This window comes from Streptomyces sp. NPDC096323, assembly GCF_040302845.1.
Classification (GTDB): Bacteria; Actinomycetota; Actinomycetes; order Streptomycetales; family Streptomycetaceae; genus Streptomyces.
Map to the genome: position 1 here is coordinate 358,137 of NZ_JBEOSI010000008.1, position 11,601 is coordinate 369,737.

At 68.3% G+C, this 11,601-nt stretch carries 11 protein-coding genes and 1 pseudogene; 8 read left to right on the forward strand and 4 right to left on the reverse strand.

All coding sequences use genetic code 11. From position 1 onward, the window contains the following. Positions 1 to 83: 83 nt before the first annotated feature. On the forward strand, positions 84 to 746 hold the full coding sequence (locus tag ABTX18_RS23850) for a DUF4230 domain-containing protein (RefSeq protein WP_352124756.1): 663 nt from the start codon (positions 84 to 86) through the stop codon (positions 744 to 746). A gap of 564 nt (positions 747 to 1,310) precedes the next feature. Here the strand turns inward: ABTX18_RS23850 and ABTX18_RS23855 are convergent. Then, entirely contained in the window at positions 1,311 to 1,619 is a 309-nt protein-coding gene (locus ABTX18_RS23855) for a hypothetical protein (protein WP_352124757.1), read from the reverse strand. 282 nt (positions 1,620 to 1,901) lie between these two features. Here ABTX18_RS23855 and ABTX18_RS23860 point away from each other — a divergent pair, with 282 nt between their 5' ends. Beyond that, positions 1,902 to 2,084 (forward strand): DUF6480 family protein, encoded by a 183-nt coding sequence (locus tag ABTX18_RS23860; protein WP_352124758.1) that lies wholly within the window; start codon positions 1,902 to 1,904, stop codon positions 2,082 to 2,084. A gap of 385 nt (positions 2,085 to 2,469) precedes the next feature. Beyond that, complete coding sequence (locus tag ABTX18_RS35860) at positions 2,470 to 2,547, forward strand: 50S ribosomal protein bL37 (RefSeq protein WP_371604899.1); 78 nt, start codon at positions 2,470 to 2,472, stop codon at positions 2,545 to 2,547. Positions 2,548 to 2,673: 126 nt separating this feature from the next. On the opposite strand, the pseudogene ABTX18_RS23865 reads toward ABTX18_RS35860, so the two are convergent. After that, positions 2,674 to 3,118, reverse strand: a pseudogene (locus tag ABTX18_RS23865) (SDR family oxidoreductase); the annotation flags it as partial. A gap of 329 nt (positions 3,119 to 3,447) precedes the next feature. On the opposite strand from ABTX18_RS23865, the gene ABTX18_RS23870 reads away from it, so the two are divergent. Continuing rightward, positions 3,448 to 3,621 carry a CsbD family protein gene (locus ABTX18_RS23870; protein ID WP_352124759.1) on the forward strand — a complete coding sequence of 58 codons (174 nt, stop codon included), beginning with the start codon at positions 3,448 to 3,450 and terminating at the stop codon, positions 3,619 to 3,621. A 424-nt stretch (positions 3,622 to 4,045) separates the two neighbouring features. After that, the gene (ppk2, locus tag ABTX18_RS23875; protein ID WP_352124760.1) at positions 4,046 to 4,996 is read left to right on the forward strand and encodes a polyphosphate kinase 2; all 951 of its coding nucleotides are present in this window, start codon (positions 4,046 to 4,048) and stop codon (positions 4,994 to 4,996) included. 6 nt (positions 4,997 to 5,002) lie between these two features. Here ppk2 and ABTX18_RS23880 read toward each other — a convergent pair whose 3' ends face one another. Continuing rightward, complete coding sequence (locus ABTX18_RS23880) at positions 5,003 to 5,776, reverse strand: DUF4097 family beta strand repeat-containing protein (RefSeq protein WP_352124761.1); 774 nt, start codon at positions 5,774 to 5,776, stop codon at positions 5,003 to 5,005. Positions 5,777 to 6,165: 389 nt separating this feature from the next. On the opposite strand from ABTX18_RS23880, the gene ABTX18_RS23885 reads away from it, so the two are divergent. From ABTX18_RS23885 to ABTX18_RS23895, 3 genes are all read left to right on the forward strand, one after another. Next, a complete protein-coding gene (locus ABTX18_RS23885) occupies positions 6,166 to 7,008 on the forward strand; it encodes an EamA family transporter (protein ID WP_352124762.1) in 843 nt (280 codons plus the stop codon). Positions 7,009 to 7,120: 112 nt separating this feature from the next. Further along, on the forward strand, positions 7,121 to 8,440 hold the full coding sequence (locus ABTX18_RS23890) for an ATP-grasp domain-containing protein (protein WP_352124763.1): 1,320 nt from the start codon (positions 7,121 to 7,123) through the stop codon (positions 8,438 to 8,440). Between the two features lie 32 nt (positions 8,441 to 8,472). Further along, positions 8,473 to 10,500, forward strand: a complete 2,028-nt coding sequence (locus ABTX18_RS23895; RefSeq protein ID WP_352124764.1) for a CocE/NonD family hydrolase — start codon at positions 8,473 to 8,475, stop codon at positions 10,498 to 10,500. A gap of 344 nt (positions 10,501 to 10,844) precedes the next feature. Here the strand turns inward: ABTX18_RS23895 and ABTX18_RS23900 are convergent, their stop codons facing one another. Next, entirely contained in the window at positions 10,845 to 11,366 is a 522-nt protein-coding gene (locus ABTX18_RS23900) for a hypothetical protein (protein WP_352124765.1), read from the reverse strand. Between the last annotated feature and the right edge of the window lie 235 nt (positions 11,367 to 11,601).

The following is an 11,601-nucleotide window of genomic DNA, read 5'->3' on the forward strand; positions in this document are numbered from 1 at the left end:
TCTGTTCCTGCGCATGCTCCTCAACTTGCCTGAGTCTTAAGGGTTTCCGGGGGCATGCGGAGTACAGGAAGGAGGGCCAACGGATGACGACTCCCCTCAGACAGCTGCCCCGCCGCATGCCCATGTGGGCGAAGGCGGTGACCGCCTTCGTGCTGGTGCTCGTGGTGCTGTTCGCCGGAATCAGACTGGCCGTACTGCCAGGCATCAAGGACCTGCTCGGAACCGAGACGACCGACCGCTCAGGCCCCGCTCTCCTCAGGTCCATCAAGGACATGAGCCGCTACGACGCCGCCTCCGGAAACTTTCAGGTGGTCGTCGACCTGGAGAAGGACGCCAAGTATCTGCCGGACGCGGTTCGCGGCTCCCGTACGCTCTATGTGGGTGCGGGCACGGTGGAGGCGTACGTCGATCTCGGCCAGGTCGGCACGAACGGCGTGACGGTGAACGACGACCGCACCTCGGCCACGCTGCGGCTCCCGCACGCGCGGCTCGGCAAGCCCGCCCTGGACGCCGACCACTCCTACGCCGTCTCCAAACAGCGCGGGCTGCTCGACCGCCTCGGCGACGTGTTCTCGGACAACCCCAACAGCGAACACGCTGTACAAAAACTCGCGGTCTCCCACATCGGCGATGCCGCCAAGGGCAGCGGGCTGACCACGAGAGCCGAGGCCAACACCACCAGAATGCTGGAGGGTCTCCTGCACTCCCTGGGCTTCAAGGACGTGCGCGTCTCCTACGGGGCCTGACGGCGGGCACCACCGTGCGCCGGACGCCGTCGCCCCACGTACGGCAAGTGCCGTCGCGTCTTCGACGTCGCACACGTAGGGCAGGCCATCTGGTTCACGGCCCTGAGCATTCCGGGACGACAACGCGGGGCACCACCTGGTCGCCCTCGCCACATGCAACACCCGCACCCTCCGCAGGACAGGTACCGGAGTGGCCGGAGGCCTTGTCCCCGCCACCTGGTGGGGCCGAAGCCCTGTGGAGCCGACCGCAGGACCCGCACCGCCCGTCCGTGCCCCCCCCTGGCCGAGACGTGGCGGGGAGGTGGCAGGACCCCCAGCCCCGGGCCGGGACAGAAACGGGAGCCCCCAAGAGGACACCGGAGCAGTGACACCGTTACGGCCCATTCCGGCACAAGAGCCGAAACGGCTCACACCTACTGATACTCCAGGCAATGGATCTCCCGGAAACAGAGGAACTCATCGCCGTCGGAGCGAGCTCAACATCCACAGGAATGACCCATCAATCCGCCGTGGCCGACCCCTATTCGTGAGCAACTGGAACTGAACCTGATCGGTGCCGCACTGTCAGAGGTCGCTGTCGATCCCAGTGACGGCAGGCGCTCCCAAAGGTGCGTCCTCCTCCGAGAACCCCATCTCCTGCAGGGCGGTGGACACGAGCCGCACGGCATTCAGTTCCGCCTGGTACTGGTCTGCGGCTTCGACTTCGAGGCGGATGGAGAACGTGCCGTCATCGTTGACAGTGAGCAGATCGAGCCCTTCACTCTCGCTCAGGTCGGTGTGCTGCTCAGCCAGCTTGCCCTCCAGAGTCGCGCGGGACGTATCTGTGACGCCGGCGACAATGGTTCCCGGCACAGTGATGACGAAGGTGGTCATGACAGCTCCTCGCGTACGACGGTACGTCTCACGTATCGCTCCGGCTTCCCTGATTCTCGGAATTTATCGAGGATCCGGCCCCAAGGCCGCTGATCCCGCACCGACGCGCGCGGTGGGCGCCGAACAAGGCTTCTGCTGCGACAAACGCCCCGATATGCCGTGCGACGAGCAGCATCGCGTACGGGTGGCAGGTGTGACGCCACCGACGCGCAGGCGCACCTCCTGGGGGCAGTCGCGTCTTCGCGCGCTGCTGTAACGGCGGAATGGGGCGAAGGTGGAGGTATGACTATGTCACTGACCTCACCGGGAGAGACACCACCGGCCGAGGGCTCCATAGGTGAAGTCCATCGACAACCGGCGGACGGAGGTATCTGGGAGCACCCCAGGCTATGGGCAGGACTGATCCTCCTGGGATCGATCTTCTTCGCCGCGTACTTCGTAGCGCGGATATTCGGCTACGGATGACCTCTCGGCGTTTGGCGGGGACTGAAGGCCCTGGCGGCGGTCGCCGCGTTTGCTCCTGCTCCAGCGAGTGCCGAGACCACGGAGCTTGCCCAGTCCCCCTCACCGCCATGCGCCCCGTACATGAACCGACCGGTGCCCGAAGGGACGGTGGGGCGGGGGCCACCGCGCCGACTCATCGCCTCGGCACAGCCTCCCTGCCACCCGGGGCCACAGTCTCCGCAACCAGCCCGTGGGACCGTCCGAAAGTCCCCGGCGCAGTGACACCCAGCAGACGCGTGAACCCGCCGAAAGAGTTTTTCACCGTGCGAACGGGTATGGGGTCAGTGGTCGCCACGGGCGACAAATCGGTAGAAATATTCGAACGATGCAGATCAGGGAGAGCTTGATGTCCTCAAAACGACGCCGCAAGAAGAAGGCACGCCGCAAGAACGGCGCAAACCACGGCAGCCGTCCGCAGACCTGAGAGACACCGCGCACCCGGGGGCGTTGTTCCCCGGCCCGCCGATGGGACATCGACCACCAGGTCGGCGGCTCACCCGTGTGGCCTGCGTTCAGGCCACACCTTCGCCGACCGGTCTCAGGGCAGGATCTAATCCACGTAACAGCCGTTCACCCGCAGGGCACCGCCCGTGGTCGCTGATGCGCACGAGGAGGCGAGGCAGACCACCATGTGGACGATCTCCTCCGGTTCGATGTGCCGCTGCACCAGGGACTGCGGCCGATGGCTGCGCATGAACGCGCGTTGCGCCTGGTCCCACGGAAGATCCTTGTCGACCAACTCGCAGACGAACTTTTCGACACCACCGGTGTGCGTGGGGCCGGCGATGACAGAGTTGACCGTCACGCCCGTGCCCGCGGCGTCCTTCGCGAAGCCGCGGGCCACCGCCAGGGCCGTCTTGGATACGCCCCAGTGGATCATCCCGGATCATCCCGGCCGGAATCAGGCCCCAACCTTTCTCCTTCGTGCCCGGGAGATGGGCCCGGGTCATTCCGACCGAGGCCCAGCTGTTCACCTCGAAGTAGCGCCGCCATTCGCCTCCCCTCCCCGTGCCCACCATCGTGGTCAGTGCCGCGGGCCTGCTCGGCGGGGTGATCCTTTCAGGCATAGAAGTCCGGTCGATCACTGCGGAGGAGGCACCGGATTCACGGACGTCCCGCCCTCACCTCACCTGTGCGCGAGGGCGCCTACACGTCCCAGGCAGAGGGCCGCCGACTTGTACCGCCGCACTCCTGCACGACGCCCACCAGGACCGGGTGCCTCTGCGTACCCGTTCGACAGGACACGAGCTGGGACGTTTCAACAGGCTGATCCGGGTCAGGCGTTGGTTGTTCCTGAAGTCGATCACAGCAAGGTGTGAGTGACATGGCTGCCAACGAAAAGGCCCAGGCCAAGACCGAACAGGCCAAGGGGAAGATCAAGGAAGCCGCGGGGCGCACCACGGGCAACGACCGCCTCACCGCCGAAGGCCGGACCGACCAGGCCAAGGGCGACGCCCGTGAGGCCAAGGAGAAGGCGAAGGACGTCTTCGACCAGTGAGGCAGGCTCCCCCTTCCGCCGGAGCGGACCGCCACCGGCGATGACAGATGAGGGCCCGGCACCGAGTGCCGGGCCCTCATCTGTCATCGCCTCCGCCCAGGAGAGAGAGCACCCGGCCTTACGGGCTGACGACCCAAGCTCTGTACGGGCACAGCATTACCCCGACCATTCATTGATCACGACTCGACACTTCCGGCCCGGCACCGGCGCCCCTGGCGGCCGTCTGCACGCGCGACGCCTTCCACACCACGGCCGACACGTTTCTCCCCGCGGCCCCCTGATGCCGGACTCGTCCGCGTGTACTTCGGGGCGGGCTCGGGCGCCGCGCACGTTGAACAGGACAAACACCTTTGCAGGCGGGCCCGCGCTCGGCGCTCCCAGCGTCTGGTGGCGCTACGCCCGGACGGCTGACAGGCTTGGCCAGATGGACCGTGACCGGATGGACGAGCAGCTGCTGGATGGTTTGACCGTCGACACCAGCAGGCCCGAGCAGCCGATCCTGCTCGACGAGGCGGGCAGGCCGATCAGGACCTGGCGCGAGAACTACCCCTACGACCGCAAGATCCGCCGCAAGGAGTACGAACGGATCAAGCGCATCCTGCAGATCGAGATGCTCAAGCTCCAGCGGTGGACCAAGAGCACAGGCGCACGGGTCGTGGTGGTCTGCGAGGGGCGGGACGCCGCCGGGAAGGGCGGCACCATCCAGCGGTTCACCGAGCGCCTCAACCCGCGTGGCGCGCGCATCGTGGCCCTGGACAAGCCCACGGACCGAGAGCGCGGCCAGTGGTACTTCCAGCGCTACGTGGCCCATCTGCCGGCGCCCGGTGAGCTCGTGTTCTTCGACCGCTCCTGGTACAACCGGGCCGGAGTCGAACGCGTCATGGGCTTCTGCAGCCCGTCCGAGTACGAGCTCTTCCTCGGGCAATGCCCGGAGTTCGAGAAGATGCTCGTCGACGACGGCATCATCATGGTCAAGTTCTGGTTCTCGGTCTCCCGCGCCGAGCAGCGCACACGCTTCGCCATCCGCCAGGTCGACCCGGTCCGTCAATGGAAGCTCTCCCCCACCGATATCGACTCCCTCGACCGCTGGGACGACTACACCACTGCGAAGGTCGACATGTTCCGCGCCACCGACACCGAGCACGCGCCCTGGACCGTCGTGAAGAGCAACGACAAGCGCCGGGCACGCCTCGAAGCGATGCGCAGCCTGCTCGCCCGTATCGACTACACGGCGAAGAGCGAGGAGGCGGTCGGCAAACCGGACTCACTCGTCGTGGGTCCAGCCGCCACGCTGCTGGAGCCAGGCGAGGAGGACACCGCCCTCTCGCCCACTCCCCTCGCCCCGCACGCCGATGGACCGGGCGAACACCCCTGACCGCTCTCAGCCGCGTGTGGCTGTGACGTCTCCGTTGACAGTGGCCAGAGTCATGGCGTGGCCCTTCCGCTCCGTGGCGGAGGGGAACGCCACCGAGGTCCTGCCGTTACGTGTCGTCGCGCCGACGGTGTACTCGGGCGCGTCGCTGGGCAGCGTCACCCGCACCGAGCCGTTGGTCGTGACGGCGTCGATAAGGGACGGTGAGGTGGTACTGCCGAGCGCCACGTCACCGTTGACGGTCTCCGCGTGCAGACGCGCCGAACTCAGGGTCCCGGCGCGCACGGAGCCGTTGCGGGTGGCCATCCGGACGGTGGCCTCGTCGAGGCCTGACCGGGCGACCGTCACATCCCCGTTGACCGTGGTCAGGTCCAGCGCCGTCGCGACGCCGGCCACGTCGATGCCCGCGTTCCTGGCGGTGACCGTGACCGGGACGCCGGCGGGGATGCCGACCGCAGGCATGCGGGTGCACTGCCCTTCGTGATCGCCCTGCTCGTCGGACTCGGTCTCCTCGTGCCCGGCGCAGGACAGATCGAGGACCCAGGTGTCGTCGCGGTGGGACCAACGGCTTTCGACCCGGGCCTCGATGACCACCCGGTCGTCTTCGGCCGGCCGCAGACGCACGCCGTTGTCGGTCGTGATCGCCAGATGCGTTCCCCGGCCCAGTTCTGGCGGCGCTCCATCGCGCCGTGCGCCCGGGTCCCCGCCGCACGCGGCCAGGAGAGGAACAGCCGCCAGCAGTGCGGCCCATCGCGATCGATGCGTGAAAGCCGTGAGGGTCATGTTTCTCGCCTTCCCCGCGCGGGCCAACCCATGGCACGCGACCGTGTGGCTTCGTTCATTTCCTTTGGGTTCTGGCACACACTCCGTGAGGACGATCAATGGCCCTGGGACTCGTCACCATCCGCAGGGCACGCCGCCGTGGAGCACGGCATCCCAGTCCTTCTCCAGACCCGTGGCGAAGCCATGCAGGCGGGGCAGGTCCAGGGTGCGGGTAGCGGTGATGCGGGTAGCGGTGATCCAAACTTCGAGGTGGGCCGGAGCGAGTTCGAAGGATCTCTGCGAAGCCGCGGACGTACGCGTGGAGGGCCTTCAGTTCAACCGTGCGTAGGTTTCCGGCGCTGCGCGATCCGTTCGAGTACGTGTGTGGCCGCAGGGGTACGCGACGCCTCATGGGTGCTCTTCTCGCGCTGGCCTCGGCGGTCTGCTACGGACTGGTGGACTTCGCCGGCGGCCTGTTGTCCCGGCGGGTCCACTTCGCCGTCGTCACCTACTGGGGGCAGGTCGGCGGTCTGGCTCTCGCCCTCGTCGCTGCTTTCGTGCTTCCCGCCGATGCGGTGCGGGCCACGGACCTGTTCTGGGGCGCACTGTCCGGCATCGGATCGGGTGCGGCCATGCACTTCCTCAACCGGGGCATGAGCCGCGGGTCCATGAGCGTAGTGATCCCTGTCAGTGCCGTGACCGGCGTGGCCCTGTCGGTGGTGTGCGGGGTGTGCTTCCTGGGCGACCGCCCGACCGTGCTTGCGTGGCTGGGTATCGGCGTCACCGTACCCGCGCTTTGGTTCGTCGCTCGGGGAGGGGTCCGGCGCGGAAACCGCATGCGGGGCGGGCCTGCCGCCGTGGACGGGTTGATCGCCAGCCTCGGGGTCGCCGTGCAGTACGTAGGGCTCGCCCAGGCCGACCCGGCCAGCGGGCTGTGGCCGGTGGCCGCCGGACGGCTCGCGGCGCTCGCGGCCCTGTCGCCGAGTACGGTGCGCTACGCCCGCCATTTCCGCGAGCCGTGGTCCCGGCAGGTGCAGGCCTTGGGGATCGGCGCGGGCGCGGCCGTCGGTCTCAGCCTCTACCTGCTCGCCACCCAGCAGCAGATGCTGGCCGTCGCCGTCGTACTGGCCTCTCTGTACCCGGCCATTCCTACGGTCCTGGGCCTCACCGTCCTGCACGAGAAGATCACCCGTGCGCAGGCGGTGGGCCTGGTGGGCGCGGCGGGGGCAGTCGTACTGCTGACTGTGGGGTGACCGCGGGAGACCCTCGCCGGGCAGCAGATCTTCGCTCGTGCGTACGTATGAATCCAGCCATACGAGGAAGGCGACCCCGGTGCCACCGGAAGATCCGACTGGAGGAGAACCGTTGAACCACGGAACCGCCCTCAAGAACATCTTCGTGATCGGCCTCGACGAGGCCAACCTCCGCACTCTGCGTGCGACGCCGCACGCCGACGAGTACCGCTTCCACCCCCTGCTGAGCATCGAGGAGCTTCAGTCGGGAGAGGTGTCCGTACCGGATCTGATCGACAAGGCGACACGGATTCTCGATGCCTTCGACGGCAGCATCGACGCGATCGTCGGCTACTGGGACTTTCCCGTCAGCGCTCTCGTGCCAATCCTCGGCCGGCGGTACGGCACCCGCTCCACCAGCCTCGAATCCGTCGTCAAGTGCGAACACAAGTACTGGGCGCGCCTGGAGCAGGAGAAGGTGGTCGAGGAGCACCCGAGGTTCGGGCAGGTGGACCTCTCCACCGACGACCCTGCTGTGCCGGAGGGGATGAGCTTTCCCATGTGGGTCAAGCCGGCACTCTCGTACTCCTCGGAACTGGCCTTCGGTGTCAAGGACCAGCAGGAGTTTCGCGAGGCCGTCGCCGAGATACGCGAGGGCGTCTCCCGCGTCGGCCGTCCCTTCGAGTACGTGCTCGACAGGCTCGACCTGCCTCAGGAGATGGCCGGTGTGGGCGGCCAGGTCTGCCTCGCCGAGGAGACGCTCACCGGCGTCCAGGTGGCGGTCGAGGGGTATGTCCACCAGGGTGAGGTCACCGTCTACGGCGTCCTCGACTCCATCAACTACCCCGGTTCCTCCAGCTTCCTGCGCCACCAGTACCCCTCCGCCCTGCCGGAGCCGGTGATCCGCCGGCTGCACGACGTGTCCGTGCGAGTGATGCGGCAGATCGGTATGGATGCCGCCACATTCAGCATCGAGTACTTCTACGACCCGCAGACGGAAGCGCTCAATCTGCTGGAGATCAACCCTCGGCACTCGCAGTCGCACGCCGAGCTCTTCGAGTACGTCGACGGGGTGCCCAACCACCACTGCATGCTCAGCCTCGCGCTCGGACGCGACCCCCAACTCCCTTACCGCCAGGGCTCGTACGAGGTCGCCGCGAAGTGGTACTACCGCTGGTTCGCCGACGGCACGGTGCGCCGGACGCCCCGCGCCGAGGACATCGAGCGCATCGAGCGGGAGATCCCGGGCGTACGGATCGACGTCGTGCCCGACGAGGGGCAGCGGCTCTCCGACACCGAGCAGCAGGACAGCTACAGCTACGAGATCGCCCACATCTTCACCGGCGGGGACAGCGAGGACGACATCCGCGCCAAGTACGACCAGTGCCTGGCGGCCCTCGGCCTGGAGTTCGCGGACACCGCGCCCGGCGGCAGGGGCCGGAAGAACGCCTGACACGGACCGACCGGAAGGAGCTGCCTCACCACATGCGCTACGTCAGCAACCTGCCCCACGCCACCAAGGAGGAGGAGCACGTCGTCGTCCCCGCCCGGGACGGCACTCGCCTCTCCGCCCGCATCTGGCGGCCCGTCTCCTCCGACGACGAGCCGGTGCCCGCGGTGCTGGAGTACATCCCGTACCGTAAGCGCGACCTCTCCGCCGTACGCGACTCCATCCACCACCCTTACATCGCCGGCCACGGCTACGCCTGCGTACGCGTCGACCTGCGCGGCACAGGCGAGTCCGAGGGCGTGCTCGCCGACGAATACCTGGAACAGGAACAGACCGACGCCGAGGACGTCCTCGCGTGGATCGCCGAGCAGCCCTGGTGCGACGGGAACACCGGCATGATGGGCATCTCCTGGGGCGCCTTCGCCGCACTCCAGGCTGCCGCCCGGCGCCCGGCGAGCCTGCGGGCCGTCGTCCTCGCGTCGTTCACCGACGACCGCTACGCCGACGACATGCACTACATGGGCGGCGCAATGCTCTCCGACAACCTCGCCGAGGCGGGCACCATGTTCGCCTACGCGACCTGCCCTCCGGACCCGGCGGTCGTGGGTGAGCGGTGGCGCGCGATGTGGCGCGAGCGGATGGAGAACACGCAGCCCTGGATCCTCAACTGGCTGCACCACCAGCGCCGCGACGACTACTGGCGGCACGCCTCCGTGTGCGAAAACTACGCCGCCGTCGAGGTCCCGGTGCTCGCCTCCAGCGGTTGGGCCGACGGCTACTCGAATGCCGTCACCCGCGTTCTGGAACACCTCGACGTACCCCGCAAGGGCCTGGTCGGCCCCTGGTCGCACAAGTACCCGCACCTCGGTGAGCCGGGACCCGCCATCGGCTACCTCCAGGAAGTCGTCCGCTGGTGGGACCACTGGCTCAAGGGCGTCGACAACGGCGTCATGGACGGACCCATGCTCCAGGCATGGATGCAGGAGAGCGTGCCGCCGTCCACCTCGTACGAGGAACGCCCCGGCCGCTGGGTGGGCGAGCCCTCCTGGCCCTCGCCGCACGTCACCCCGGTCAGCCACCGGCTGCTGCGCCACCGGATCGCCGAGGAGGGCGCCTCGGCGACCGCCGGTGAGCCCATGACCGTGCAATCCCCACTGTCGGTCGGTCAGTTCGCGGGGAAGTGGGCGTCGTACAACGCGCCGCCGGACCTGCCCTACGACCAGCGTGAGGAAGACGGCGGGTCCCTCGTCTTCGACACGGAACCGCTCCAGGAGCCGGTCGAGATCCTTGGTTGCCCGACGGTCGAGCTCGACCTCATGGTCAGCGAGCCGGTGGCCACGGTCGCCGCCCGGATCTCGGACGTCGCACCCGACGGCAGCGCGACCCGCGTCACGTACGGCGTCCTGAACCTCACCCACCGTGCGGGCACCGGCGAACCCGAGACCCTGGAGCCGGGGAAGCGCTACCGTGCAACCGTCCAACTCAACGGTGTAGCACAGGCGTTCCCGTCCGGCCACCGCATCAGGCTCTCCCTGTCCACCTCCTACTGGCCGCTCGTTTGGCCGGCCCCGCGCCCCGCGCTGCTGAGCGTGTACGAGGGCACCAGCACGATCACGTTGCCGGTGCGCCCCGTCGCCGAGCCGGACGAACTTCCCCGGCAGCCCTTCGGTGAGCCCGAGGGCTGTACTCCGCTGGCCTCCACGCAGGTCAGCCCACCGGAGGAGCGCTGGGAGGTCCGGCGGGACCTGATCGGCTACCGCTCCGCGCTGGAGATCGTCAAGGACCGGGGCACCGTGCGCATCGACGACCTCGGTCTCGGCACCGGGCTGCGTGCCGAGGAGCGTTACACCGCCACCGCCGACGACTTCACCTCCGTCACCGGGGAGACGGCCTGGACGATGCGCTTCACGCGTGACGACTGGGACGTACGGGTGGAGACCAGGACCGAACTCCACTGCACAGAAAAGGAGTTCTTCCTCGACGCCACCCTCGACGGCTACGAGGGCGAGCGGCGGGTGTTCTCCCGCACCTGGAACGAGACCGTTCCCCGGGACGCCCTGTAAGGCTTTCCGCTGTGGTGGTGCCCGCGGCAAGTCGGAGAACGTCTAGGACCTGTTGTGCAAGTGGCGTCGTCAGTCGCCGGTGTCGTCGCAGGGATCGACGTACCCCAACAGGGGCAACTTCCGGCTCGCCGCCCGTCTGCACAGGTCAGCGATGGATGGACGTACGCACGTGACTTCGACCGCGCCTGTGAACCGCGACGGCTCCCTCACATGCCGGCAGGGCCTTGCGGCCGGCGCCCCCGAGCCACTGAGGGAAGCTGTCCTGACCGGCAATGTTCTCCGCGTCTCGCTCGACCCCGAAGCGCTGGAAGACCTGCGCGTGACGGACCACGAGATCGAGGTCCTCATCGAAGCCCGGCCGAAGACATCAGACAGTTCCCGAGGACCTTTACGCCCTGGCCCGCCGGGCCGCCGGACCGCCGGGCCGCCGGGCCGCCGCCGAAGACCGTGCCGGCTTCCGCTACGGCCTGGCCCTCGTAGTCCACGCCCTGGCGGAGATCACCGCAGGCCACCCCCATGCCGCCGCGGACCTGCTGACCAGCCTGGGCGAGAAGGCGGAACGGATCGGCGGCGTCCATGTCGAACGCGAAATCATCCAGGACACCCTCCCGGTCCGCGTGGAGGCGGAGTTCGGCGGCGACGGCGCGGACGTGGCCGGTGAGCTGGAGGGTGATCTGGCGGTAGTCCCGGATCGGGAACGTGTCGGGGCAGGTCCAGGCAAGGACGGCCGTGACGAGGCTCTCGTACGGTTCGCGGTCGAGCGGGAGCCCGGCTTCGAGCTGTCCGTCGGGGTCGTACAGGACCGTGTGCGTGCTGGGACGCGACGGCGGCGTGGCCGGGGCGTCGGGTGGCAGGCGGGCGGTCACCGCGCGGTGCCCGTACGGTGCGCGGCCTCGTCGTCCTGGCCCTCCGGCCCGGGGTTCGCATCGCGGGCGACGATCGCCTCCGGCGTTTCGGCGGCCTCGTACTGCCCGACCACGGACCGGTGGCGCTGTCGCTGTTCCTGCGGTACCGAGGTCGCGATGCGGCTGACCTCTATCCGGTCGGGAACCCCCCGGCTGCAAGAAGTGGACCCGGAACTCTGTAGACGCGGGGAGCGCA